The following is a 24069-nucleotide window of genomic DNA, read 5'->3' on the forward strand; positions in this document are numbered from 1 at the left end:
CAGGCCGTCCGGCAGCCCCCGGAGGAAGCCGCCCGTGGGAGGCCGCCCGGGGAGGAGCCCGGCGCCTCCCACCCGGTCGGCGTCAGAGCGCGCCGGTCGTCGCCCTGGTGGTGAGCAGCGGGCGGACGTCGATCTGCGCTGCCAGCCGGGCGTAGCCGGCGTCGTTCAGGTGCAGGTGGTCGCCGGAGTCGTACGCGGGGCTCAGCCGGCGCGGGTCGGCCGGGTCGCGCATCGAGAGGTCGGAGTCGATGACCTCGTCGAAGACGCCGCCTGCCCGGATCTCCGCGTTGACGCGCTCGCGCACCTCGTTCTGCGCGGGCGTCCAGGTCCGGTAGCCCCGGTACGGCATGAGGGTCGCGCCGACGACGTGCAGGCCGCGTGCGTGGGCGCGCTGGGTGAGGCCGCGCAGGGCGCCGGTGATCCGCGCGGGGTCGGTCTCCTTCGGGAACGCCTGCACGTCGTTGATGCCGAGCGCGATGACGACCGTCTTCACGCCGGAGACGCCGAGTACGTCGCGCTCGAAGCGGTCGAGGCCGCGCGGGCCGATGCGGTCGCGCAGCAGGCGGTTGCCGGCGATCCCCTCGTTGACCACCGCGTACCTGCCGTCCAGGCGGTCGGCGAGGACGTCCGGCCAGCGGGTGTTCGCGTCGGTGGTGGAGCCGGTGCCCGCGGTGAGCGAGTCGCCGAACGCGACGAGCGTCGCGGTCGCCCGTGCGTCGCCGCGTACGTCCACGGCGGTGAGGTAGCGCCACTGCGTGGTGGACCAGGTGCCGCGGTCGTCCTCGGTGTACGAGGTCTGGTGGCTGTTGGGGTGCGAGGTGACCGGGCCGTCGGCGGTGGGGGTGCGCAGGGCGACCACCATGTCGGCGTCGGCGCTGACCGGGACGGCGACGGGGTCGCTGACGGTCTGCCCACCGGCCGCGACGGTGACGGAGGGGGCTCCGCGGAACGTCACCGGGCGGGTGTTCACGGTGACGTGGTCGATGAGCAGGGGTGCCGTGCCGAAGAGGTTGGACAGGGTGAGCCGGGCCTCGGCGCCGCCGACGCTGGTGTGGACGACGTTGCGGATGACGCGCCGGCTCTGGTCCTCCGCCTGTGCCGGGTCGGCCATTCCGAGGACGGGGGCCGCAGCCCAGGTGGCGAGCCAGTGGCCGGTGGAGTGTGCCGGGGCGGCCGGGGTCCGGGCAACGCCCTGCGGGGCGGTGGTCGCGGCGGCCGTCGCCCTGGGCCCGGTGAACAGCAGGGAACCGGCGATCGCCACGGCGGCGGCGAGCGCGGCGGTTCCCGTCACGAGGGCGATGAGCAGGGCGTACCCCTGGCGCCTGGGCATGGGCGGTGTGTCTCCTTGCGGAAAAGAGGAAAGAGAGGGGGGGTGGACCGGTTCCCATGATGCGGCAGGGCGCGGGGAACTCGACGTGCGGCCCGGGAGTAGGTCAGGTAGGCACAATGCGTAGCGGTCGCCGGGGGCTGTGCGTACGCGGACGGGTGGAGCGGATGGAACGGATCGATGGGACCGGGCGGACCGAGCGGGGCGAACTGCCCCCGGGGCCCGGTGGGAGTGCGAGGCCTGCGGGCCTCGCCTCGTTCGCGTACACGGCGGCGGACGAGGAGAAGCGTCGTGGCGTACGCCGTATGAAGACCACGGCCACCGGCCTCCTTCTGCTGGTCGCGCTGGTGTACGTCCTCGCCACCTGGGCGAAGAACGAGGGGGTGGGCGGCTGGCCGGGCTTCGTCGCCGCGGCCGCCGAGGCGGGCATGGTGGGTGCGTTGGCCGACTGGTTCGCGGTCACCGCCCTCTTCAAGCGTCCGCTGGGTCTGCCCATTCCGCACACCGCCATCATTCCCACCAAGAAGGACCAGCTGGGGGCCTCCCTCGGTTCCTTCGTCGGCGAGAACTTTCTCTCCGGGGACGTCGTACGTGACCGGATTCACTCCCTGGGCATCGGTCGCCGGGTCGGCGGCTGGCTCGCGGAGCCGGCCCACGCGGACCGGGTGACGGCCGAGCTGGCGACCGCGTTGCGCGGGGCGCTCACCGTCCTGCGGGACGCGGATGTGCAGGCCGTCGTCGGTGAGGCGATCACCCGGCGGGCGAATGCGGCGGAGATCGGTCCCGGGCTCGGCAAGATGCTGGAGAAGATCGTCGCGGACGGCGGCCACCGCAAGCTCGTCGACCTGGTCTGCGCCCGGGCGCACGACTGGCTGGTGCTGCACGGCGACTCGGTGATGGACGCGGTGCAGGGCGGGGCGCCGGGCTGGACGCCCCGGTTCGTGGACAAGCGGGTCGGGGAGCGGGTCTACAAGGAGCTGCTGCGCTTCGTCACCGAGATGCGGGACATGCCGGGCCACCCGGCGCGCGGCTCCATCGACACGTTCCTCGCGGACTTCGCGGCCGACCTCCAGACCGATTCGGAGACCCGGGACCGGGTGGAGCGGCTGAAGTCGGAGGTCCTGGGGCGCGGCGAGGTCCAGGACGTCATCGCCTCGGCCTGGGCGTCGGTGCGGGCGATGGTGATCGCGGCGGCGGAGGACGAGCAGAGCGAGCTGCGGCTGCGCGCCCGGGCCTCCCTGATGTCGCTGGGTGCCCGGCTGGCGACGGACGAGCGGCTCCAGGGGAAGCTGGAGGGGTGGCTGGAGGACGCGGCGGTGTACGTCGTGACGACGTACCGGGCGGAGATCACGTCGCTGATCAGCGACACGGTGGCCGGCTGGGACGCGGACCAGACCTCGCGGAAGATCGAGGCCCACATCGGGCGTGACCTTCAGTTCATCCGGATCAACGGCACGGTGGTGGGGGCGCTGGCGGGGCTGGCGATCTACACGGTGTCGTGGGCGCTCTGGGGGTGAGGGGGCCCCGGGGCGGGGCCGTGTGAGGGGCGGCCGGCGGCCCGCGCCCTCACCGCGCCCGGAGGGCGCCCCGGCTCAGGCCGACCGGCGGGTGACCGCCCAGGACGCGGCGGCGACCGTGCCGGCCACGGTGAAGACGGCGGGCCAGGCGCCGACCTTCTTGGCCAGCGGGTGCGAGCCCGCGAACGCGGCGACGTACGCGGTGGTCAGCGCGACGGCCGCGCGCGGGCCCGCCTGCCGGTTCCACTCGTACGCGGCGACGCCGCCCGCCGCGGCGAGCGCGACCCCGCCCAGCGGCCGCTTGCGGGTCCATCGCGCGACGGCGTAACCGCCGACCAGTCCGCCCGCCGCCACCGCCGCTGCCGGCACCTTCGCCATCGCGGTCACCTCCGTCTACGTCCATGTCAAGGGTGTGCGCCCGGCGTACGCGTACGCGCCGGCCGCCTCGCGCCGCACCGGCGCCCGGATCGAGGCTAACTCGCGCTTCCGCCCTCCCGTCGCCGAGGGGGTGCACAAGCGTTTACCCTGGGGGTGAACAGTCGTGCACCCCCTCATGCGCCGCCGAGCCCGCAACGGAGAGACATGCCCGCGGACATACCCGCCCCGCCGCCTCCACGGCCCCCGCGGTCCAGGCCCCGCACCCGCGCTTCGCGGTGGGGGTGCTGGCCTTCTGCGGGGTCGTCGTCGCGGTCATGCAGACGATCGTCGTCCCGCTGCTCCCGCACATTCCCGAGCTGACCGGCGCCACCCCGGCCGCCGCGAGCTGGCTGGTCACCGTCACGCTGCTCACCGGCGCGGTGTTCACGCCCGTCCTCGGCCGGGTCGGCGACATGTACGGCAAGCGGCGGGTGCTCGTCGCCTCGCTCGCGGTGCTCGTGGTCGGCTCGGTGCTGTGCGGGGCGAGCTCGCACATCGGGGTGCTGATCACCGGCCGCGCGCTCCAGGGCGCCGCCATCGCCGTCGTACCGCTGGGCATCAGCATCCTGCGCGACGAACTGCCGCCCGAGCGCGTGCTGGCCGCCGTCGCGCTGATGAGCTCCACCCTCGGCATCGGCGCCGCCGTCGGCCTGCCGATCGCCGCGCTGGTCGTGGAGAACTTCGACTGGCACACGATGTTCTGGGTCTCCGGCGCGATCGGCCTCCTCGACATCGTGCTCGTCCTGACCTGCGTACCGGAGTCCCCGCTGCGCTCCCGCGGCCGCTTCGACGTGCTCGGCGCCCTCGGCCTGTCGGGTGCGCTCGTCTGCCTGCTGCTCGCGGTGACGCAGGGCGGCGACTGGGGCTGGACCTCGGGCCGGACGCTCGGACTGCTCGTGACGGCCGTCGTGGTGGCGCTGATCTGGGGGGCGTACGAGCTCCGCGTCGCGACGCCCATGGTCGACCTCAGGGTCTCCGCCCGGCCGGCAGTCCTCCTCACCAACATCGCGGCCCTGCTCATCGGTTTCGCCTTCTACGCCAACTCGCTGGTCACCGCCCAGATGGTGCAGGAGCCCAAGGCCACCGGGTACGGGCTCGGCGCCTCGCTCGTCGTCAGCGGCCTGTGCCTGCTGCCGGGCGGTGTCGCCATGGTGGCGCTGTCCCCGGTCTCCGCCCGGATCTCCGCCAAGCACGGCCCCAAGGTCAGCCTCGCGCTGGCGGCCGGGATCATCGCCACCGGATACGGGGTGCGGTACTTCACCAGCCACAGCCTGTGGCTCATCATCGCGGGCGCCACCGTCGTCGCCTCCGGCACCGCCATCGCGTACTCGGCGCTCCCCGCCCTCGTGATGCGCGGCGTCCCCGTCAGCGAGACCGGCGCGGCCAACGGCCTGAACACCCTCATGCGCTCGATCGGCCAGGCGTTCTGCAGCGCGACGGTGGCCGCCGTGCTCGCCAACATCACCTTCCGGGCGGGGGGCAGGACCGCGCCGACGCTCCACGCGTACCAACTGGTCTTCGTGATCGCGGCGGGCGCCGCACTGCTCGCCCTGCTGGTCACGCTCATGCTGCCGGGCGGCAGGCCCGCCGGGGCGGGTACGGTCGAGGAGAGCCGCAAGGCGCCGGGCACCCTGACGGGGGGTGCGCGGCCGGCGGGAATCCAGGAGGGTGCATGACCGGCGGCCAGGCCATCGCGACGACCCCGGCCACGGACAGCGGCACGGGCCGCGACGCCATCCTCCGCGCGGCCCGTCGGGCGTTCACCCAGCGCCCGTACGCGGAGGTGACGATCCGGGGCATCGCGGCGGACGCCGGGGTCAGCCCGTCCCTCGTGGTCAAGCACTTCGGCCGCAAGGAGGAACTGTTCAACACGGTGGCCGACTTCGGGCCGGCCGCCGCGCTCCTCCTCGACGCCCCGCTCGACGTGCTCGGCCGGCACATGGTGGTCACCCTGATCACCCGCCGCCGCGCGCTCCAGTCGGACCCGCTGCTGCGCGTCGTCTTCTCCCTGGGCAACCAGGACGAACGCTCCCTGCTCCGCGACCGCTTCCACGAACAGGTCACCGACGCGCTGACCGCCCGCCTCCCCGGCGAGGACCGCGCCCTGCGCGCGGAGCTCCTGGCCGGCCACCTGCTGGGCCTCGGCGCGACACTGAGCCTCCACCGCGAGGGAGCGGGGGCGTCCGCGACACCGGAACGCATCGCGGACCTGTACGCACCGGCGCTCCAGAGCCTGATCACGGGCTGACCCACACGCGGTATGGTCTGGGCCAACCGATCAGGGGGGTCGCATGTCTGTCCGTACCCGTACCCGTGCCCGCGTACGCGCGAGCCTGGCGGTGACCGCCGTACTCCTGGCGACCGCCACGGCCTGCTCGGAGGCGACGACCTCGCAGGGCCCCGGCGCCGACGTCCCGTACGTCGCCCCGTCGGTGAACGCCGCCGCGGCCGACGCCCAGGAGGAGGCGGAGGACGCGCCGAGGACGGAGCCGCCGAACCCCGGCCCCGAGGCCGTGCGCGACGCGTTCGCCGGCCTCCAGGCCACGTACCACGACAGCTGTGAGCCGGGGCACGACTGCGCGTACTTCCTGGGCCGGATCAGCTCCGAACTGACCGGGCTGGCCGCGTCGATGAAGGCGGACGACCCGGCGCACTTCAGCGAACCGCTGAAGTGGCTCGCCGCCCTGGACAAGGCGGTGGCCGACGACACGACCAGCCTGGAGGACGACCGGGACAAGCTGATCGGTACGCGTGACCGGATCAACCAGTGGATGCAGGGGCATCCGGAGGACTATCGCTGACCCGGGGGACCGGGTTCCGGGGATCGTCGATGTCGACCGCGAGCTCGAACTCGGCGGACGAGTAGGAAATAGCGACGTTCCCCAACACTCGAATCCGGGTGAATGGATTGGACTCCGCGAAGAAAATCGCCCAGATCAGCTTACGGTCGGTAGTCAGACGGACGATGAACCCCTCCGAACCGTACGACCCCTCGCCGCCCCACAGCAGCCCCCTGTCCCCCAGGTCTGCGACGGCGCGCCCGTCGACCGAGGACACCCAGGCCGGGTTCTCCGCCAGCATCGCGTCGAGATCGAAGGGATCGAGCACCGCGAGGCGGGCCGGCGCCCCGGAGATGAGGGCGACCTCGTAGGAACGCCCGTCGGCGAAGTGGAGCGCGTCCGCGATGGGAAGCTGGTAGCCCTCCTCCCACAGCCGTTCGATCGTGGTCATTTCTTCTCGTACTTCCCGTTGCGCACGGGCTGCGGCCTTTCTTTCAGCCCGGCGAGGGGGGTTGGTTCGCCGAATTCGTTCTGGAGCACCGCAAGCGGCTGATCGGCACGCGCGACCGGATCAACCAGTGGATGCAGGGGCATCCGGAGGACTATCGCTGACCCGGGGGACCGGGTTCCGGGGATCGTCGATGTCAACCGCGAGCTCGAACTCCGCGGTCGAGTGGCACGTAGCGACGTTCCCCCGCACCTGGATTTGGTCGAAGGGATTGGAGTCCGCGAAGAAGACCGCCCAGATCAGCTTGCGGTCGGCTGTCAGACGGGCGACGAACCCGTCCGCGCCCATCGTGCCCTCGCCGCCCCACAGCAGCCCCCCGTCTCCCAGTTCCACAACGGCGAGCACGCCCACCGCGGAGACCCAGGACGGGTCCTCCGCCAGCATCGCGTCGACGTCGAAGGGTTCGAGCACCGTGAGGCCCGCAGGCGCTCCAGGAGTGATGTCCACGTCGTAGGAACGCCCGTCGGCGAAGTAGAGCCCGTCCTCGGCGGGAAGCTCGTAGTCCCCCTCCCACAGCCTTTCGATCGTGGTCATTTCTTCTTGCACTTTCCGTTGCGCACGTGCTGTGGCCTTTCCTGGAGTCCGGTGGGGGGAACCGGCTCGCCGAGTTCGTTTCTGTTCCGTCCGGAGTTCATACGCCTTCTGAACTGTTCCGCCCAGGTCCGTCCGGTGGTCGAATCGGGGTGGACTGCGTTGGGGTCGACGCGCTCGATGATGACCGGCCGCCCCACTTCGCGCGCCGCGTCGAGCCGTCGGTTGTCGTACGAGACCAGCTGACCGTCCACTTCCATGACCTTCAACGCCGTGCCGGGACGCTGCCAGTCCCACTCCCCGGAGCGCATCTTCTCCACGTAGTCGTTCGGTGACACCGTACGTTGGGAGAAGTTGATGTCCTCCGGGTTGGCCCATTCCGGGTCGCCGGAGAGCCCCAGGTGGTCGGTCCAGCTGTGGGGGTTGCGGACATAGGCGACCGCGTTGGGCGCCGGGGCCAGCCCGAGCGGGTCCGGTGTGGTGTACCGGGCGGTTTCCGGGTCGTAGTGCCGGAAGTAGTTGTAGTGGAGGCCGGTTTCCTCGTCCGCGTACTGGCCGGGGAAGCGCAGCAGGCAGTCCGCCTCGCCGTCCGCGGCGGGCAGGGGGGTGCCCCAGAGGGTGGTGCGGGCCTGCCGGGCGAGGGTGCCGTCCGGCGTGACCAGCTCGACGGGCGTACCGACCAGGTCCGTGACGATCGCGAAGAAGCGGGCGTCGTACTCGGACTGGGGGATGGTGTCGGTCTCGGCCGTCCGGCGGACGGACTGGGCCATCGGGCGGTGGGTGCCGGGCGCGTAGTCCCAGGTGGTCGTCGTGTCGTCCGGGGCCGACTGCTCGGCCAGGGCCGTGCCGTCCCAGGTGAAGGCCAGGACGGCACCGTCGGGACCCGTCTTGGAGACGCGGCGGCCCAGGGGGTCGTAGGCGTAGGTCCATTCCTCGCCGCTGGGAGTGGTGGCCCGGGTGAGGCGGTTCTCCCCGTTCCACGTGTACGTCCAAGTGCGGACCTGGCCGTTGAGGAGCTTGCGGGTCCTGCGGATCAGCCGGCCGGCGGCGTCGTGTTCGTAGGTGGTGCGACCTGCCCGGCGGATGAGGGCACCGTCGTAGCTTCGTTCACCGGTCGCGGGGTGGTGCGGGGCGTCGGCGTGGGTCTGGTTGCCCGTCCTGTCGTACGAGTATCTCTCGCTCCACCCGTGTGCCTGGACGTCGGTTACCCGGCCTATGGGGTCCAGCGAGAAACGCCTGGTCCCGGTGGTCAGTTCGCGTATCTCGGTGAGGTAACCGTCCGGGCGGTAGGCGTAGGTGCGCTGCTGGAGGAGCCGGTCCTCCTCGCTCCCCTCGTGGGTGGCGAGGGTCTGGGCGATGAGGCGGTTGCCCTTGTCCCACGCATGGGTGAGGGTGGTGGCGTCTCCGATGCGGCGTTCCGTCTCACGACCCGCGGCGTCGTAGGCGAAGGCGAGAGCGCCGTCGCCCCGGCTCAGCCCGGTGGGGCGGCCCGCCGGGTCGTAGGACCAGTCCGAGCGCACGCCCGCGGGGGTGGTGCGCGAGGTGCGGCGGCCCATGGCGTCGTACGTGTACGTGCTGGTGCGGCCGTTGACCGACTCCGATATGACTCGGCCGACCGCGTCGTGCTCCCGGGTCACCGCCGCGTCCGCGTTGTCCGCGTGGAGCAGGGCACCGTTCGCGGCGTACGCGTAGGACGTCACCTCGCCGGTGGACTCGTCGAGCTGGGCGGTCATGCGTCCGAGCGCGTCGAGGGTGAAGCGCAGTGTCTGGCCCACCGCGTTCGTCTGGGCCGTGAGGCGGCCCGCCGGGTCGCGTTCGTAGGTGCGGGTGGCGCCGTCGAAGTCGGTCTCCGCGACCAGGCGTCCCGCCGCGTCGTAGGTGTAACTCCACTGCTTGCCCAGCGGGTTGGTGACCCCGGTCAGGCGCAGCTCGGTGTCGTAGGCGAAGGTGTGGTGCGCCCCGTCGGGGTCGGTCCTCGTGGCGGGCTGGTCGAAGTAGGTGTACGTGTAGGTGGTGGTGTTGCCGGCCTCGTCGGTGTGGAGGACGAGGTTGCCCTCGGTGTCCCACTGCCACTCCTCGCGGGCGCCGTCCGGCCCCTCGCGCCACGCCGGCATGCCCTCGATCGTCCAGCCGTGACGCGTGGTCCGGCCCAGGGCGTCGGTGACGGCGGTGACCTGTCCGTGCGGGCCGCGGCGCATCCGGAGGGTGGAGCCCACCGGGGTCGTCGTCTCGACCGGGAGACCCGCCGCATCCGTGACGAACCGGGTGGTGTGTCCCAGCGCGTCGGTGACGGAGGTGAGGTGGCCCGCGTCGTTGTACCCGTAGTGGGTGACGGCGCCGCCGGGATCGGTGGTGGAGGTGTGGGAGCCGCGCTCGTCGTACGTGTGGCGCCACACCGCGCCGCCCGGCTCCCGGGTCTCCAGCGGCAGGCCGCGGTCGTCGTAGACGGTACCGGCCACCGTTCCGTCCGGCCGTTCGACGGTCACCAGGCGGCCCTCGTCGTCGTAGCCGTAGCGCGTGGTGCGGCCCAGCGGATCGGTCACGGCGACGGGGTGCCGGTTGTCGTCGTCCCACTCCGTGAGCGTGGTGTTCCCCAACGGGTCCGTGTAGGAAACGATCTTGTACGCCTCGTTGCAGACGTACACGGAGGTGTTGCCCTGCGAGTCCGTGTAGCGGGAGGTGCGGGCGGCCTCGTCGTAGTGCATGCGGCCCGACAGGATGCCGTCCGGCCCGATGCCCCGCAGGACACGGCCCTGCCGGTCGTAGACGTAGCCGTACGAGGTGCCGTTGCGGTCCGTCCACGACGTGATGCGGTGCTCCGCGTCGTACCGGTAACGCATCGCCTTGTCGGTCGAGTTGAAGACCTGGGCCAGGTTGCCGGCGGCGTCGTAGGAGTAGGAGACGAGGGTGGTGCTCTGCTCGTGCCGCGCGCCGTGCAGGAGACGCAGGGCGGTGATCCGAGGTATCCCGGCATCGGTGTCGACGGCGATGCGGTAGCCGCCGGAGTGCCTGATCTCCTTCGGCGTGCCCTGGGTGTCGTAGACGACGTCGATGCGGTCGCCGTCGCCGTTCCGGTCGGTGATCGCGGTCAGCGCCAGCTCGCGGCCGCTCACGGGCAGCGGGGCGAAGTGGAACGTGCGGTTGCGGTCCGGGACGACGATGCGCATCGTGCCGGCCGGGTCGCCGTCCCAGTACAGCGGCCAGCGCGGCCCCGAGGTGGGAAGCGTCGCCTCACCGGGCGTCGGGACCGGGTACGTCAGCAGCATGCCGCCGTCCGTGACGTAGACGATCCCCCTCCCGTCGATCTCCAGGCGCTGGTCGAGCGTGCCCGCCCAGGTGGGGCCGAACCAGCCCCCGCACGGGTGCCCCGAGACGTAGTGCCGCTCCAGGACCACCGGAAGGGCGCCGGGCAGCGTGACGTCGGTGGCGGACATGAGCATTTCGCCCGTCGCCACGTCGATCGGCTCACCGGTCGTCGGGCGCTCCTCGTTGGGCGTGGTGTTCCTGTCCGGGTGGCTGTCCGTCCGCGCGCGGGCGCTGCCGTCCCGGCGCAGACCCTCCACCCGGCCGCGCAGGCGCTGCGCGGCGTTCTTGGCGACGGAGGCCCCGCGCCGCGCCGCGCCGGTGCCGCCGGTGGCGAGGGCGAGGAGGACTTCGGGCGTCAGCAGACCGGCCGCCCGGGCCGGGTTCCGCTGCCATTCGTCCCAGTGGACGACGGCCTTGGCGAACTCCTGGGGGTGCTGCACGGCGTAGGACGCCCCGTCCACCATGCCCGCCAGGTGCAGACCGAGGCCGTCCGGGCCGTCGTTCACGAGGTCGTCGAACCCCTCGTACCAGCCGCGCATGGTGTCGCCCGCACCGCCGAAGAAGTCTCCGACCCCCTTCTGGAACTTGTCCCAGCCCTTGCGGGGCGGGGGCTTGTCGGGGGCGTGCTCCGCCGCGTCGTCGAGCTTGCGCCTGGACGCGACGACGACGGTGTCGAGCTCGCTCTCCAGCTTGTCCAGGCGGCCGTAGCAGTCCTGGAGGGCGGCGAGGCCCGGATCGTCGTCCGGCGGCCGCTCGGGTAGCGGATCGTCCTTGCGCTCCACGGCGGCGTTGTAGTCCGTGACACGCTTCCAGTACTTCTTGGAGGTCGCCCGGGCCTCGTCGGCGTCGTCGATGATCGGCCTGACCCGCGTGTGGACCGAGCGCAGCGTGTACGCGTAGGAGTCCAGGGCCTTCCCGGATGCCTCGAAGTACTTCTGGGCCGACTCCAGTTCCCGGGGGAGCGCGCGGGTGGCGTCCTTGAACGCCTCCGACCCGGCCCCGGTCCAGTCCATCAGGGACAGGTCGTCGAGCTTTTCGAGGCCCTCCTTGAACGCCCCCGCGTAGGCGAGGAGCTTCAGAGCGAGGCCGTCGACGTCCTCCGGGTCTCCGTAGATGACGTCGCCGGGCTTGGCGTGCGGCGGTATGCGCTCGCGCTCGCCGCCCTCCATCGCGTCACGGCTCGTCATATCACCGGCCCCTTCCCGTTCGATCCGCCGTCCACTTCCCAGCCGCCGTCCACCCGCAGGCGGGGGTGCTGGGGCACGTCCTGGTAACTGCCGGAGTCGCCGTCGTCCAGCCACGGCTCCTGGTAGATCTGGGGCGGCGGGTCGAACTTCGGGCGCGACCCCTCCTGCCACGCCTTCATGCCCTCCTCCCCGAACGGCAGCTTGGCGATGTTGGCCGCGGTCGGCGAGAAGTTCTCGATGCACAGCAGATCGGCCAGCACATAGGCGGCGAGGACCACCCGCAGCGTCTCCACCACGACGTCCGTGTCCTCGGCCACCCGCCCCATGCCGAAACCCCATTTCTCCAGCATGGTCCGGGTCGGCCCGACGATGTCGAAGTCGGCCGACTCCGTGATCTCCGCGGACAACGTGTTCCAGTCCCGCTTGATCTTGTGCGCGGCGACCACGGACTCCTCCAGGGGGGCGAGCACCTTGCGCACCGAATCGATCTCGATCCGGTACCCGTCCCCCGGGGCCGGCCCCGGCCCCGTCGGCGTGCTCCCGGCGTCAGGATCCGCCATCGTGCGCTCCCCGGGCCTCCGCTGCCTCCAGCGTCCCCGCGTCCAGCACGAGCGGTCTCGGCCCCAGCGGATCCACCAACGCGCGCACCCCCGCGGGCAGTAGCTCCACGAGGTCCTCGACGGTGGTGGACGCCCACGCGCAGGCCCCGGCGAACAGCCCCAGCGCCTCGACGGAGGTGAAGACCGGCACCACCGGTCCCTCCTCGGTCTCACTCACCAAGAAGCCCGGTGATTCCGGGCGTTGGAAGTACAGACGGGCGGAACGTAAGGCGGCCATCTGCTCGGAGCGGGACATCGACGCGAACATTTCCTCGCGCAGCAGGTCACGCAGCGACATGTCTCCCCCTGGTTTGCTCTCGCTATCGCCCAGGAAAAGTTATCGCACACACGTGCTGGTCATCGGTGAATATGGCAGGGGTGTGCGGAACCCCACTTCACGCAGGGTTCCGCCGCCGCATCCGTCCCAACGGGGGCCCTACTGGGCCGCGTTGCGCCACACCGTCACGTCGATCGTGACGTAGTCGCTCGGGGAGTCCTCCGGAGCGTGCCCCTGGTACGTCAGCAGCGCCAGGTGGCCCGTGCCCGAAGTGACGCAGATCTGGCGCCCCTTGGACAGGTCCTCCACCGGGATGTTGTCGGCGTACCGGGTCTCCGCACGGCAGACGTCCAGCGATCCCTGCTGCCCGGGGTCGAGCAGGGTGAGGCGGCCGTCCTCGCTCTCCGCCTCGAAGTAGCCGGACTCGTACGTCAGGTCGTACCCGCTGTCGACGCCGCTCTGCGGCCTGACCTCCGGGTCGCCGAACGTCAGGTGGTACCCCCGCGTGAGGTTGATGCCCGGGAAGTCCTCGGGATCCGGGCTCGACGTGGCGGAGGGCGACGAGCCCGAGTCCTCCGGGGTGGAGCCGTCGTCGTCCGTGACGGTGGGCTCCGGGGTCGGCTTCGTACTCGCCTTGGGGGCAGGCTTGTTGTCCTTGTCGTGGGCGGTCGTGCTCTTGTCGTCCTTGCCGTTGTCCTTCAGCAGGAAGTACGCCGTACCGCCGCCCGCGACGCCGAACAGCAGCGCCGCGACGATCGCGATGGCCGCCACCTTGCCGCGACGGCGCTTGGGCGGGGTCGGCGCACCGGCCTGCGGCGTCGGCTGCGTGACGTGCGGCGGTACGCCCCCGCCGGAGTACGCGGGCGCAGGGCCCGGGTAACCGTAGGACGCCTGCTGCGCCGGGTACCCGTAGGCCGGGGTCTGCCCCGACGGCGGGCCGAACGCCCCCGGGCCGACCGGCGCGGGCCCCTGCCCCGGCGGCGGCGTGACCGGCGGGCCGTATCCCGGCGGCGGGGTGCTCGGCGCCGGCGTCGTGGGCGAGTACGCGGCGGGGGCGGCCGGAGCCGCGGGGGCCGCGGGCGCGGTCTCGGCAGGCGGCGAGGCGGGCGTGGCCGGCGCGGACGACGGGGGTGGCGGCGTCTGCACGGGGGCCGGTGCGGCGGCCCGTACGGTGATGTCGGCCGCGACCGGCTTCGGCAGCCAGTCCTCGGGCCGCCGCAGCACCGTCTCCGCGTTCGCGGTCTGGCACAGCTGGATCACCTCGGCGACCGACGGCCGGTCCTCCGGGTTCTTCGCCAGGCAGCGCCCGACCAGCTCCATCAGCCGCTCCGGCACACCGGTGAGGTCCGGCTCCTCGTGCACGATCCTGTAGAGCACCCCGTGCGAGGTCCCCTCACCGAACGCGGGCGACCCGGTGGAGGCGAACGCCGCGACCTGGCCCAGCGCGAAGATGTCCGTCGCGGCGGTGACCCGGCGCCCGGCGGCCTGCTCCGGCGCCATGAACGACGGGGTGCCGATGGTGACCCCGCTGCCCGTGAGGGACGTCGCGTCGGCCGCGTAGGCGATGCCGAAGTCGATGACGCGCGGTCCGTCCGCCGCGAGCAGCACGTTCGACGGCTTGAGGTCGCGGTGGACGATCCCCGCCCCGTGGATGACGTGCAGCGCCTCGGCCATGCCCGCGATCAGCAGCAGCACGGCCTCGACGGGCAGCGCGCCGTGCTCCACGACCGCGTCTGCGAGCGAGGGGCCCGGCACGTACGCGGTGGCGAGCCACGGCTGCGCGCCCTTGGTGTCGGCGTCGATCACCGGCGCGGTGAACAGCCCCTGCACGCGCTGCGCGGACTGCACCTCCTGCGCGAACCGCCGCCGGAACTCCGCGTCCTCGCCGAACTCGGGCCGGATCACCTTGATGGCGACGGGCCGCCCGCCGGGCGTGTACGAGAGGTACACCTTGCCCATGCCGCCCGCGCCGAGCTTGGCGGCCAGCCGGTAGCCGGCGATGGTGGTCGGGTCGTCGCCCGTGAGGGGCTGGAAGACCTGCGAGTTGCCCCCGCTGCGTGGCTGCTGACCGCTCATGAACTCGTGACTCCCCCGGAGAGCGCTGGCTGTAGTCACGGCACTTTATCCAAATCCCTTGGGCAAGGGGCCCTTGCGGAGCTACCGGAGCCGTAACGTTCAGCGGGCCGCTGAGCGCCTCCAGAGGTGTCGGATGGCCGCACTAGGCTGTAGATCATGCCGGACGACCCCCCTCTCATACAGAGCCTGCGCACCGCGGTCGCCGCCGCTCCCGCCGACGTACCCCTGCGGCTGCACCTCGCCCAGCTCCTGCTGGACGCGGACCGGGCCGACGAGGCCGTCACCGAGGCGGCCGTGGCCCTTCAGCACGCACCGGGTGACGCCCAGGCCCGGGAGCTGATGCTCCGTGCGATGGGCGCGCCGCCCGTATCCGCCTCCGCTCCCGAACCCCCGCCGCCGAACCCGCCCGCCTCCCAGCCACCGGCCCAACCGCCGGGTCCGCACACCGGGTTCGACTGGAAGGCCGCCGCGGAGCAGGTCGGGGACGCCGTACCGCCGCGGTTCGCCGAGACGCCGGCCCGTGCGGACGGGCAGGACGATCCGGCCGGCGCCGACGCGTGGGACGTGGAGAGTCCCGGAACCGTACGACTGTCCGACGTCGGCGGCATGCAGGACGTGAAGGACCGCATGGAGGCCGCGTTCCTCGCCCCGCTCCGCAACCCCGAGCTGCGCAAGCTGTACGGGAAGAGCCTGCGCGGCGGGCTGCTGCTGTACGGGCCTCCCGGTTGCGGCAAGACGTTCATCGCGCGGGCGGTGGCCGGTGAACTCGGCGCCGCCTTCCTGTCGGTCTCCGTGAACGACGTGCTCGACATGTGGATCGGCAACTCCGAGCGCAACATGCACGAGGTCTTCGAGTCCGCCCGCCGCCAGGCGCCCTGCGTGGTCTTCCTGGACGAGCTGGACGCCCTCGGCGCCAAACGCAGCCGGACCGCGCACAGCGGCATGCGCAACGTGGTCAACCAGCTGCTCAGCGAGTTGGACGGCATCGACTCGGCGGCCAACGAGGGTGTCTTCGTGCTGGCCGCCACCAATGTGCCGTGGGACGTGGACAACGCCCTGCGCCGCCCGGGCCGCCTCGACCGGACGATCCTCGTCCTCCCGCCGGACGCACCCGCGCGGGAGGCGATCCTCCGCTACCACCTGCGCGACCGGCCCATCGAGAACGTCGACGTGGGCAAGCTGGTCAGGGCCACCGACGGACTGTCCGGCGCGGACCTGGCCCATGTCTGCGAGGTGGCGGCCGAGCGGGCGCTGCTGGACTCGGTGCGGACCGGGACCGTACGGATGATCAACTCGAAGGACCTGCTGGCCGCCGCGAAGGAGACCGTGCCTTCAGCCGAACCGTGGTTCGCCTCCGCGCGCAACGTGGCGATGTTCGCCAACGAGGGCGGGGCGTACGACGACCTGGTGGCGTACCTGAAGAAGAGGCGCAAGCTGTGACCACCTCCCTGCATCCCGCCGTGGAGCGGGCGAACCTGCTCACCGGCCTCAAGCGATATGCGGAGGCCAGGGAGTTGATGGCCCAGCGGCTCGCGGAGGACCCCGAGGACATCCTGGCCTGGATCGAACTCGCCCGGACCCATCTCGGGGACGAGGAGAACGGCGCCGAGGCCCTGGCGGCGACCGAGCGGGCGCTCGCCCTGAACGCCGAGCACGTCGGGGCGCTCCTCATGCACGCGAGAGCCCTGCGCGTGGGCGGCCGCTTCCCGGAGACCGAGGGCGTGCTGCGCGAGGTGATACGCCTGGCCCCCGACTACTGGTTCGGCTACGCACGGCTCGCCGACTGGCTCTGGCGCATCCGGATGATCAGTTCGGGAAAGGCCAACGGCGGCGAGGTCCGGCGTGAGGACATGAGGGCCGGGCTGCGGGAGGCCGAACGGATCGCCCAGGAGGCCATCCGGCTGGGCCCCGAGGAGGTGTACGCCTACGAGGTGGCCTGGCTCATCGCCGACATGTCCGGCGACCGCGCCGCCGCAGGCCGGATGGACGAGGCGATCCTCCGGCTCGACCCGCAGCACGAGCACGCCCTGGCCCGCCGGACCAGCAAGGCGGCGACCGCCCCCGGCGTCAAGGCGGCCGAGGCCGCCACCCTGTACGCCGACGCCCTCGCCTCCACGCCGGCCTCCGCGCCGATGCGGCAGGGCCTGGACGCGGCCTCGTACCGACTGCTGCGCGGCCTGCGCTGGCTCGCCCTGCTCTGCCTGGCCCTCGCCGCCGCGGGCATCGACCTGTTCCAGACGGACGGCGAGACGCAGCGCGAACTGCCCCTGGTCCTCGGCCAGCGGCTCTGGGACCTCGTCCCCATGGCCGCCGTCTGGGCCCTGGGGGCCGTGCTGCGCTACCGCCGTCTGCGTGCCGGGGTCAAGGTCAACCTTCGCTCGCTGGTCCGGCGGATGACCTGGGCCCGCGTCGTGCTGGGGCAGGCGGCGTGGGCCATGCTCTGCGCGCTGCTCATCACCCAGGTCCCCTGGACGGAACGCACGGTCCCGATCGTGCTCTTCTGGGCGGGGCTGGTGCCGTCGTTGGCGACGATGTGGTTCGACCGGCCGAGGAACGGCTGAACCGGGCCCGGACGTACGGAAGTCCGGATACTCGTTGCACCTGCGGAAAGCCCGTTCGATCATGGCGGACGGCGGCCCCGGGAAGCGGAGGCCGCACCGGACGAAAGGCCGTACGTGCGCAAGCTCGTGTACTTCATCGCCGCGACCCTGGACGGCTTCATCGCCGGACCGGACGGCTCCGATCCCAGCGGCCCCGACGGCTTCTGGCCCATCCCGGAGGACTACCTCGAGCACCTGATCGCCGAGTACCCGGAGACGCTGCCCGGGCCGGCGCGCGCCGCGCTCGGGGTGACGGCGGAGGGCACCCGCTTCGACACGGTCGTGGAAGGCAGGCGCTCGTACGAGATCGGCCTCGACGCGGGCCTCACGGACGCCTACCCGCATCTGCGGCACCTCGTGGTCTCCCGCACCCTGGGCGAGAGCCCGGACCCCGCCGTGGAGCTCGTCGCGGGCGATCCGGTCGCGCGCGTACGGGAGTTGAAGCAGGAGGACGGCAAGGACATCTGGCTCGTCGGCGGCGGTGAGCTGGCCGCGTCCCTCTACGGGGAGATCGACACCCTGATCCTGAAGCTGAGCCCGACGACGATCGGGGCGGGCATCCCGCTGTTCGGGCGGAAGGCGGTGTTTGAGCCGGCCGCCTGGACCCTCACGGACCACACGGTCCTGGCGAGCGGTACGGCGTACCTGACGTACGAGCGCGCCACCGCGACGGTGGCCGTCACCGTCGCCGACTGAGAACCGGGTGCCGGCCGGCCGGGGCGCACGGCCCCCGCCGGCCGGCTCCGTGTCACGCGGCGGCGCAGGCCGCGCCGCTGAGGGTGAACGCGGCCGGGGCGGCGTTCGTACCGCTCTGACTGCCGGTGAAGCCCACGGTCACCGTGGAGTTCGGGGCGATCGTGGAGGTGTACGAGGCCGGCGTGACGCTCACCGAGCCGCCGGTCTGCTTGGGCGTGCCGCCCCACATGTTGGTGATCGTCTGGCCGTTGGCGAAGGCGAAACCGAGCGTCCAGCCGTCGATGGCGGCGGTGCCCGTGTTGCGGATGGTGATCTCGCCCTGGAAGCCGCCCTGCCACTGGCCGACCACCTTGTAGCCGACCGAGCAGCTGCCGGCCGGGGTGGTGGAGCCCTCGTCCGTGGTGACGCCCACCGCGGCCGACCGCGCCGAACGGTTGCCGGCCGCGTCCCGGGCGTAGACCGCGAAGGAGTACGCGGTGTCGGCGCTCAGGCCCGTGACGGTGACGCTCGTCGCCGTCGAGGAGGCGACCTTGGTCTCCGTACCGCCGCTGACGCGGACGACGTCGTAGCCGGCGACGGCAACGTTGTCGGAGGAGGCGGCCCAGGTCAGTGTCGCGGAGGTGTCGGTCACGGCGGAGGCGGCCGGGGTGCCCGGGGCGGTCGGGGCCTCGGTGTCGCCCTCGGAGGCGCCGCCGTAGACCGTGGCCTCCTGGGAGGTCTGGGCGATGCCGTCGGCGCCGTGGAAGATGCGCTCGCCCCAGGAGCTGAGCCGCGCCGGGTCGAAGCCGATGGTCAGGTCGAGGACCGGGTCGGTGTTGCCGCTCCACGACCAGGCGATCCAGCCGAGCCCCAGCCGCTGGGCCTCGGACATCATGGTGTCCTCGTCCGGGTCCCCGTACTGGTCGGCGGGGCCGCCGAACTCACCGATGACCAGGGGCAGTCCGGCGTCCACGAACGCGTTCAGGTAGTCGGTGACCTTCTGGGCGGTGTTGTAGACGCTGTACATGTGGATCGAGAAGAGCAGGTTGCCGGTCGGGTCGGCGTCGTACACCGCCTGGGCGTTGTCCCGCATGACGTTCTGCCAGTCCTGGCCCCAGTTGGGCGCGTCCACCATGATCGTGTGCGCGAACCCGGCGGCGCGCAGCTTCTTGATCGCGGCGGTGGTGGGGGCGGTCCAGCCGGCCGGGTCGGTGTTGCCCCAGGGCTCGTTGCCGATGTTGATGACGACGTAGTCCTCCTGGCCGGCGAGGACGTCCTTCAGGGAGATCCAGTAGTCGGCCGCGTGGTCCAGCGTGCCGGCGGCGGAGTCCTCCCCGTATCCGGTGGTGTCGTGCACCTCCAGGACGCAGATGAGCCGGTTCGCCTTGCAGTCGGCGATGACGGCGGCGACGTCGTCCGGCCCGTTCCTGCTCCAGCGGTAGCCGTCGGACAGCACGACGCGGACGGTGTTGGCGCCGGTCGCCTTGATGTCGGCCAGCGACTGGGTCTCGCCCGGGTACCAGGTGTGCGCGTGGTTGACCCCGCGCATGACGAAGTCGTTGCCGTTGCCCTCGACCAGCCGGCCGTCGCTGATGTGCAGGCCCGTACCGGCCGCGGCCCGCGCCGGGGCGAGGCCGCCGAGCGCGAGGAACCCGAGCAGGGTGGCCAGGACGGTGAGGATGACGGTGGCGGGACGCTCGGCCGTATGTCTCGCTGTACTCACTGCGGCTCCAGATGGGGGAGGAGGAGGGGCGGACGCACCGGTGTGGGAGCGCTCCCACACCGGTGGGAACCCATGAAGCCATTCGGTCAGGGGCACGTCAAGAGATCGGACGAATCGGGTTGGCGGGGACCGACTTCAAATTTTTTTCTCGGCGGAGTGTCGGATTCGGTGGACGCCGTTCGTCGTCTTCATGAAACGTTCGGCACGGCAGCAAGGAGAACGCTCATGAAGTACGTGTTGTTCATCGCCACGGACCCCGCCGCGGAGCACACCGACGAGAACCCGGAGGCATGGGTCGAGAAGTGGAACGGGCGCGGCGTCCGGCTGGAGGGAATGCCGCTCAAGTCCGTCGCGGAGACGACCACGGTCCGCGTCCGGGCCGACGAGGTCCTGGTCACCGACGGCCCGTTCGCCGAGACGGCCGAGTGGATCGCCGGATACGACCTCCTGGAGGCGGCCGACCTGGACGAGGCGATCGAGGTCGCCGCCTCGCACCCGATGGCGACCGGCGGCCGCGTCGAGATCCGCCCCGTCGAACCGGTCGACCACGGCCCGGACACGGACAACGTCCCGCACGAGGGCGACGCCCCCGCCTCCCGCTTCCTCGCGATCATCCGGACGGACCCGGGTGCGCCCCCGCACACCCCGGACCCGGCCGCGGTCGCGGAGTGGGTACGGGACGGACTTGCCTCCGGCCGCTACCTGGGCGGCGAGCACCTGAGCCCGGTCGAGGACGCGACGCTCGTACGCCGTCGCGGCGGCGAACTCCTCATCACGGACGGGGGATACGCGGACGTGCCGGAGTGGGTCACGGGGATCGTCTTCGTCGACGGGGACCGCGAACAGGCGCTGGAGTACGTGGGGCGGTGCCCGATGGCCCGGTCGGGGATCGTGGAACTCCGGGAGTTCTGGACGGACTTCGGGTGAGCGCGGGCGTGGGGGCGGGGGCGGAGGCCGCCGGGGCCCCCGGGACGCCTCCCGGGGACACCGCACCGGCGGCCGTGCGCGCGGCGCTCGCCGCCGCCCACCGGGCCGAGTGGGGCGTCGTGTTCGGCACGCTCGTCCGCCTCACCGGCGACTGGGAACTGGCCGAGGACTGCGCGCAGGACGCCTTCGCCCGCGCCCTGCCGGCCTGGGAGCGCGACGGGGTGCCGCGCAGCCCGGGCGCGTGGCTGGTGACCGCCGCCCGGCGCCGCGCCGTCGACGTACTGCGCCGCCGTACGACGGAACGCGACAAGATCGCGGAGGCGGCGGCGCTGGAGGAGGCGTACGAACCGGCGCCGCCCGGCGACGAGCGGCTGCGGCTCATCTTCACCTGCTGCCACCCGGCGCTCCCGCTCGAAGCCCGGGTGGCGCTCACCCTGCGTGCGGTCGGCGGGCTCACCACGCGCGAGATCGCCCGCGCGTTCCTGGTCGGCGAGGACACCGTCTCGCAGCGCGTCCTGCGTGCCAAGCGGAAGATCGCGGCGGCCGGCATCCCGTACCGCGTCCCGCCCCCCGGCGCCCGCGCGGAACGGCTGGGCGGGGTCCTCGCCGTGCTGTACCTGATCTTCACGGAGGGCTACGCGCCGAGCGACGGCAGCACCACCCGCGACGGCCTCGCCGAGGAGGCCATCCGCCTCGCCCGCCTGGTCACGGCCGAGACATCGGACGAGCCGGAGGCGCGCGGCCTCCTCGCCCTGCTCCTGCTCCAGCACTCCCGCCGAGCCGCACGGCTCGACGCGGACGGCGGCCTGGTCACGCTGGAACACCAGGACCGGTCGCTGTGGGACCGGGGGCTGATCGCGGAGGGGGCGGCCCTGGCCCACCAGGCGCTCCCGGCGGACGGCCCCTACGCCCTCCAGGCCGCGATCGCCGCCCAGCACGCCCTCGCCCCGGACGCCGCCGCGACCGACTGGGCGGCGATCACGGCCCTGTACGACCGCCTTCTCGCCCTGCGTACGAACCCGGTCGTCGCCCTCAACCGGGCCGTCGCCCTCGGCATGCGGGACGGCCCGCAGGCCCAGCTCGACGCCGTCGACGCGCTCGGTACGCCGAAGGAGCTGGCCGGCCACCACGCCCTGGCCGCCGTCCGCGCGGACGCGCTGCGCCGCCTCGGCCGTACGAGGGAGGCGGCGACGGCGTACGAGGAGGCGCGGGCGGCGGCCCCGAACAGGGCGATCGCCGAGGAGTACGCTCGCCGGCTCACCGAGCCCGCACCCGCCGAAGGGAACACCGCACGATGACTGACGCCGACCACGCCGACCACGCCGAGATACGGGCCCGTATCGCCAAGGGGCTCGTTTACACGGAGACCGAGGCGGCGTTCCTGGCCCACCGTCGCCGCGAGGACGAGATCTTCGCGTACAACCACACGCCCCCGGGCGACACGGGGAGACGGCGGTCGCTGCTGACCGAAATCTTCGGCTCGGTCGGCGAACGCACCGTCCTGCAGGCCCCGTTCCACGCGGCGTTCGGCAGCAACGTCCACATCGGCGACGACTTCTTCGGCAACGTGAACCTGACGTTCGTCGACGACGTGGACATCCGGATCGGCAACGACGTCATGATCGCCCCGAGTGTGACCCTGACGACGACAGGACACCCGCTCCACCCCGCGCGCCGGGCGGACTTCGGCCGGTTCTCGGAGCCGATCGTGATCGAGGACAAGGTGTGGATCGGCAGCAACGTCGTGGTCCTGCCCGGTGTACGTATCGGCTACGGCTCGGTCGTCGGCGCGGGCAGTGTGGTCAGCCGCGACATCCCCGCGATGAGCGTCGCACTCGGTACGCCGTGCCGGGTGGTCCGGCCCATCACGGACGCGGACCTCACCACCCGCGCGTAGGAGGCGTCGTCCGGCGGACCGGGGCTGCACGTCACCTGGCGGGCCGCCTACCAGGCCCCGTGGTACTGGACGCCCAGGACCAGGGCCGCGATCGCCGTGGCCAGGAACACGATCCCGCCGACGATGTTGCGGGACCCCACCCGCAGATGGGCGATGATCGCGCCGATGAAGTAGAGGATGAGGCCGCAGGCGGCGAGCGTGCCGAGGGCCGTCACGGCGAGCCCGGCGGCGAGCCCGACAGTGCCTGCGGCCAGCAACAGCCCCAGTATCGGCACGTACTTGCGAGGAATCCCCTTCATGTCGGCCTGGGACTTGGGGTATTCGTGGCCGATCAGATAGGTCACGGCCGCGGCGCCGTTGAAGAAGATGCCGAGGATGGTGACCGTGAGGTATGCGGTGCGCACGTTTTCTCCGCTTCTGAGGAGTGGCTGAGACAGGCCCTGGGAGGCCGCTCCTCAGACTCGACGATCGTCGGCCCCGTTCTGTGAGGTGGCTCGCCGGCAGCCGGGCGTACGCGACGACGGGCGGGCTCCTGCGGACCTCGGCCAGTGGCCCGAGGAGCGGCCGAGCGGGAACGATCGCACACGCGGCAACGATCGCACACGCGGCAACGAGGCAGGCCCTAGCTGTGCCGTCCCATGACATCGGTTCCTCGCGGTCAGGCTTGGCGGGCGTAGGACGCAAGGCGATCGGCGAGCGCCGTGACGAGGTCGCGCAGTTCATCGGGGCGCTCGATGACGAACGGCCGGTCGAGTGAGGCGAGTACCGGAGGCAACCAATCGAGCCGCTCCGCCCGCAGCTCGACGCGCAGCCATCGTTCGGTCGCCCGGTCCTGGCCTGCCGCGGGCTCGTGCTCCTCCAGGCCGGCGACGCTGACGGGAAGGTGGGCGCGGATCTGCTCAACTGTCCCGTGGATCCGCAAGGTCACCTCATGCCGGTACTCGGCCGTGGCGAACCCTGACAACACGCGCTGTGCCGGACCGGTACCTGCGGGCGCTTCGAATGAGCCGGGCAGGGCCCGCGCGTCTGCGATGCGATCGAGCCGGAAGGTTCGGTCCTCGCCGATCCCGGCGTCCTTGCCCGTGACGTACCACCGGCCCGCATGGGCGACGATCCCGTACGCGTGCAGCGTGCGTTCGCTGCGCCGTCCGTCACGGTCGGTGTAGCGGATCGAGACCGGCCGGCGATGGCGCACCGCGTCGGCGATGGTGAGCAGGACCCCAGCGTCCGGGGTGTCGGACTCGCCGGGCCGGTCCGTGAAGGCGAGGGCCTCCAGAAGTGTGTTGAGCCGACTGGCCGTGTGCTTGGGCAGCACCCGCCGGATCTTCGCCGATGCCGTCTCGTTCGCCGTGTGCTGCGTCGTCGTCAGCCCTGCTCGGCGGCCGGCGACCAGGCCGAGCAGCACGGCCAGCGCCTCGTCGTCGCTGAGCATGAGCGGAGGCAAGCGGTACCCGGGGGCGAGCCGATACCCGCCGTAGCGGCCGCGTACCGATTCCACGGGCACATCCAGGTCGATCAGCTGGTCCACATACCGCCGCACGGTGCGCCCTTCGACGCCGAGCCGGTCGGCTAGTTCGGCCACCGTCCGGGTGCCGCCCGACTGCAGCAGCTCCAGCAGTGTCAGCACGCGGGCAGTGGGTCGGGGCATGTTCACAGCCTAACGCGAATACAGGACCGATTCTGTCCACTATTTCTCCTAGCCTGCGCAGTGCACGCCTCCAG

At 72.2% G+C, this 24069-nt stretch carries 22 protein-coding genes; 10 read left to right on the top strand and 12 right to left on the bottom strand.

Annotated features, from left to right (window positions below):
* Positions 1-82 precede the first annotated feature (82 nt).
* A complete protein-coding gene (locus tag BLW14_RS20345) occupies positions 83-1330 on the bottom strand; it encodes an SGNH/GDSL hydrolase family protein (protein ID WP_093708655.1) in 1248 nt (415 codons plus the stop codon).
* Between the two features lie 164 nt (positions 1331-1494).
* Here BLW14_RS20345 and BLW14_RS20350 point away from each other — a divergent pair, with 164 nt between their 5' ends.
* Positions 1495-2844 (top strand): DUF445 domain-containing protein, encoded by a 1350-nt coding sequence (locus tag BLW14_RS20350; protein WP_256332843.1) that lies wholly within the window; start codon positions 1495-1497, stop codon positions 2842-2844.
* 75 nt (positions 2845-2919) lie between these two features.
* Here the strand turns inward: BLW14_RS20350 and BLW14_RS20355 are convergent, their stop codons facing one another.
* The gene (locus tag BLW14_RS20355) at positions 2920-3222 is read right to left on the bottom strand and encodes a hypothetical protein (protein ID WP_093708657.1); all 303 of its coding nucleotides are present in this window, start codon (positions 3220-3222) and stop codon (positions 2920-2922) included.
* A gap of 281 nt (positions 3223-3503) precedes the next feature.
* On the opposite strand from BLW14_RS20355, the gene BLW14_RS20360 reads away from it, so the two are divergent.
* From BLW14_RS20360 to BLW14_RS20370, 3 genes are read left to right on the top strand one after another with little or no spacing between them, the layout of a single operon-like run.
* Positions 3504-4937: an MFS transporter gene (locus BLW14_RS20360; protein ID WP_371128082.1), complete on the top strand. Its 1434-nt coding sequence runs from the start codon at positions 3504-3506 to the stop codon at positions 4935-4937.
* On the top strand, positions 4934-5509 hold the full coding sequence (locus tag BLW14_RS20365; protein WP_018517964.1) for a TetR/AcrR family transcriptional regulator: 576 nt from the start codon (positions 4934-4936) through the stop codon (positions 5507-5509). Before BLW14_RS20360 ends, BLW14_RS20365 begins: the two co-directional genes overlap by 4 nt.
* 43 nt (positions 5510-5552) lie before the next feature.
* Positions 5553-6062 (top strand): hypothetical protein, encoded by a 510-nt coding sequence (locus BLW14_RS20370; protein WP_256332845.1) that lies wholly within the window; start codon positions 5553-5555, stop codon positions 6060-6062.
* Here the strand turns inward: BLW14_RS20370 and BLW14_RS20375 are convergent.
* The 7 genes from BLW14_RS20375 to BLW14_RS20400 form a co-directional block, all read right to left on the bottom strand.
* Positions 6022-6492, bottom strand: coding sequence for a hypothetical protein (locus BLW14_RS20375; RefSeq protein WP_093708659.1), 471 nt, complete (start codon positions 6490-6492; stop codon positions 6022-6024). The genes BLW14_RS20370 and BLW14_RS20375 overlap by 41 nt on opposite strands.
* Positions 6489-6635 carry a hypothetical protein gene (locus BLW14_RS34545; protein ID WP_177154038.1) on the bottom strand — a complete coding sequence of 49 codons (147 nt, stop codon included), beginning with the start codon at positions 6633-6635 and terminating at the stop codon, positions 6489-6491. Before BLW14_RS34545 ends, BLW14_RS20375 begins: the two co-directional genes overlap by 4 nt.
* Entirely contained in the window at positions 6613-7083 is a 471-nt protein-coding gene (locus tag BLW14_RS20380; protein WP_093708660.1) for a hypothetical protein, read from the bottom strand. Before BLW14_RS20380 ends, BLW14_RS34545 begins: the two co-directional genes overlap by 23 nt.
* The gene (locus tag BLW14_RS20385) at positions 7080-11573 is read right to left on the bottom strand and encodes a putative T7SS-secreted protein (RefSeq protein ID WP_093708661.1); all 4494 of its coding nucleotides are present in this window, start codon (positions 11571-11573) and stop codon (positions 7080-7082) included. Before BLW14_RS20385 ends, BLW14_RS20380 begins: the two co-directional genes overlap by 4 nt.
* On the bottom strand, positions 11570-12133 hold the full coding sequence (locus tag BLW14_RS20390; RefSeq protein WP_093708662.1) for a hypothetical protein: 564 nt from the start codon (positions 12131-12133) through the stop codon (positions 11570-11572). The genes BLW14_RS20385 and BLW14_RS20390 overlap by 4 nt, the downstream gene beginning before the upstream one ends.
* Positions 12120-12470, bottom strand: coding sequence for an SseB family protein (locus tag BLW14_RS20395; protein ID WP_093708663.1), 351 nt, complete (start codon positions 12468-12470; stop codon positions 12120-12122). Before BLW14_RS20395 ends, BLW14_RS20390 begins: the two co-directional genes overlap by 14 nt.
* 138 nt (positions 12471-12608) lie before the next feature.
* A complete protein-coding gene (locus tag BLW14_RS20400) occupies positions 12609-14525 on the bottom strand; it encodes a serine/threonine-protein kinase (RefSeq protein ID WP_093708664.1) in 1917 nt (638 codons plus the stop codon).
* Positions 14526-14681: 156 nt separating this feature from the next.
* On the opposite strand from BLW14_RS20400, the gene BLW14_RS20405 reads away from it, so the two are divergent.
* From BLW14_RS20405 to BLW14_RS20415, 3 genes are all read left to right on the top strand, one after another.
* Complete coding sequence (locus tag BLW14_RS20405) at positions 14682-15965, top strand: ATP-binding protein (RefSeq protein ID WP_093708665.1); 1284 nt, start codon at positions 14682-14684, stop codon at positions 15963-15965.
* Complete coding sequence (locus BLW14_RS20410) at positions 15962-17086, top strand: tetratricopeptide repeat protein (protein ID WP_093708666.1); 1125 nt, start codon at positions 15962-15964, stop codon at positions 17084-17086. Before BLW14_RS20405 ends, BLW14_RS20410 begins: the two co-directional genes overlap by 4 nt.
* A gap of 114 nt (positions 17087-17200) precedes the next feature.
* Complete coding sequence (locus tag BLW14_RS20415) at positions 17201-17821, top strand: dihydrofolate reductase family protein (protein WP_093708667.1); 621 nt, start codon at positions 17201-17203, stop codon at positions 17819-17821.
* A 52-nt stretch (positions 17822-17873) separates the two neighbouring features.
* Here the strand turns inward: BLW14_RS20415 and BLW14_RS20420 are convergent, their stop codons facing one another.
* Positions 17874-19523, bottom strand: coding sequence for a cellulase family glycosylhydrolase (locus BLW14_RS20420; RefSeq protein WP_093708668.1), 1650 nt, complete (start codon positions 19521-19523; stop codon positions 17874-17876).
* A gap of 225 nt (positions 19524-19748) precedes the next feature.
* On the opposite strand from BLW14_RS20420, the gene BLW14_RS20425 reads away from it, so the two are divergent.
* From BLW14_RS20425 to BLW14_RS20435, 3 genes are all read left to right on the top strand, one after another.
* Positions 19749-20450: a YciI family protein gene (locus BLW14_RS20425; protein WP_093708669.1), complete on the top strand. Its 702-nt coding sequence runs from the start codon at positions 19749-19751 to the stop codon at positions 20448-20450.
* A gap of 74 nt (positions 20451-20524) precedes the next feature.
* Entirely contained in the window at positions 20525-21748 is a 1224-nt protein-coding gene (locus BLW14_RS20430) for an RNA polymerase sigma factor (protein ID WP_093710793.1), read from the top strand.
* A complete protein-coding gene (locus tag BLW14_RS20435) occupies positions 21745-22347 on the top strand; it encodes a sugar O-acetyltransferase (RefSeq protein WP_093708670.1) in 603 nt (200 codons plus the stop codon). The genes BLW14_RS20430 and BLW14_RS20435 overlap by 4 nt, the downstream gene beginning before the upstream one ends.
* 47 nt (positions 22348-22394) lie before the next feature.
* Here BLW14_RS20435 and BLW14_RS20440 read toward each other — a convergent pair whose 3' ends face one another.
* Together BLW14_RS20440 and BLW14_RS20445 are read right to left on the bottom strand one after the other, a co-directional pair.
* On the bottom strand, positions 22395-22751 hold the full coding sequence (locus BLW14_RS20440) for a DoxX family protein (RefSeq protein WP_093708671.1): 357 nt from the start codon (positions 22749-22751) through the stop codon (positions 22395-22397).
* A gap of 254 nt (positions 22752-23005) precedes the next feature.
* Entirely contained in the window at positions 23006-23995 is a 990-nt protein-coding gene (locus tag BLW14_RS20445; protein ID WP_093710794.1) for a helix-turn-helix transcriptional regulator, read from the bottom strand.
* Between the last annotated feature and the right edge of the window lie 74 nt (positions 23996-24069).

It is taken from the genome of Streptomyces sp. 2131.1 (genome assembly GCF_900105515.1).
Taxonomy (GTDB): Bacteria; Actinomycetota; Actinomycetes; order Streptomycetales; family Streptomycetaceae; genus Streptomyces; species Streptomyces drozdowiczii.

What these genes read in the sequence shown, in the direction of transcription:
- BLW14_RS20345 (WP_093708655.1), bottom strand. Translation starts at nt 1,330, where the DNA reads ATGCCCAGGCGCCAGGGGTACGCCCTGCTCATCGCCCTCGTGACGGGA.
- BLW14_RS20350 (WP_256332843.1), top strand. Translation starts at nt 1,495, where the DNA reads ATGGAACGGATCGATGGGACCGGGCGGACCGAGCGGGGCGAACTGCCC.
- BLW14_RS20355 (WP_093708657.1), bottom strand. Translation starts at nt 3,222, where the DNA reads ATGGCGAAGGTGCCGGCAGCGGCGGTGGCGGCGGGCGGACTGGTCGGC.
- BLW14_RS20365 (WP_018517964.1), top strand. Translation starts at nt 4,934, where the DNA reads ATGACCGGCGGCCAGGCCATCGCGACGACCCCGGCCACGGACAGCGGC.
- BLW14_RS20370 (WP_256332845.1), top strand. Translation starts at nt 5,553, where the DNA reads ATGTCTGTCCGTACCCGTACCCGTGCCCGCGTACGCGCGAGCCTGGCG.
- BLW14_RS20375 (WP_093708659.1), bottom strand. Translation starts at nt 6,492, where the DNA reads ATGACCACGATCGAACGGCTGTGGGAGGAGGGCTACCAGCTTCCCATC.
- BLW14_RS34545 (WP_177154038.1), bottom strand. Translation starts at nt 6,635, where the DNA reads ATGCCCCTGCATCCACTGGTTGATCCGGTCGCGCGTGCCGATCAGCCG.
- BLW14_RS20380 (WP_093708660.1), bottom strand. Translation starts at nt 7,083, where the DNA reads ATGACCACGATCGAAAGGCTGTGGGAGGGGGACTACGAGCTTCCCGCC.
- BLW14_RS20385 (WP_093708661.1), bottom strand. Translation starts at nt 11,573, where the DNA reads ATGACGAGCCGTGACGCGATGGAGGGCGGCGAGCGCGAGCGCATACCG.
- BLW14_RS20390 (WP_093708662.1), bottom strand. Translation starts at nt 12,133, where the DNA reads ATGGCGGATCCTGACGCCGGGAGCACGCCGACGGGGCCGGGGCCGGCC.
- BLW14_RS20395 (WP_093708663.1), bottom strand. Translation starts at nt 12,470, where the DNA reads ATGTCGCTGCGTGACCTGCTGCGCGAGGAAATGTTCGCGTCGATGTCC.
- BLW14_RS20400 (WP_093708664.1), bottom strand. Translation starts at nt 14,525, where the DNA reads ATGAGCGGTCAGCAGCCACGCAGCGGGGGCAACTCGCAGGTCTTCCAG.
- BLW14_RS20405 (WP_093708665.1), top strand. Translation starts at nt 14,682, where the DNA reads ATGCCGGACGACCCCCCTCTCATACAGAGCCTGCGCACCGCGGTCGCC.
- BLW14_RS20425 (WP_093708669.1), top strand. Translation starts at nt 19,749, where the DNA reads ATGAAGTACGTGTTGTTCATCGCCACGGACCCCGCCGCGGAGCACACC.
- BLW14_RS20435 (WP_093708670.1), top strand. Translation starts at nt 21,745, where the DNA reads ATGACTGACGCCGACCACGCCGACCACGCCGAGATACGGGCCCGTATC.
- BLW14_RS20445 (WP_093710794.1), bottom strand. Translation starts at nt 23,995, where the DNA reads ATGCCCCGACCCACTGCCCGCGTGCTGACACTGCTGGAGCTGCTGCAG.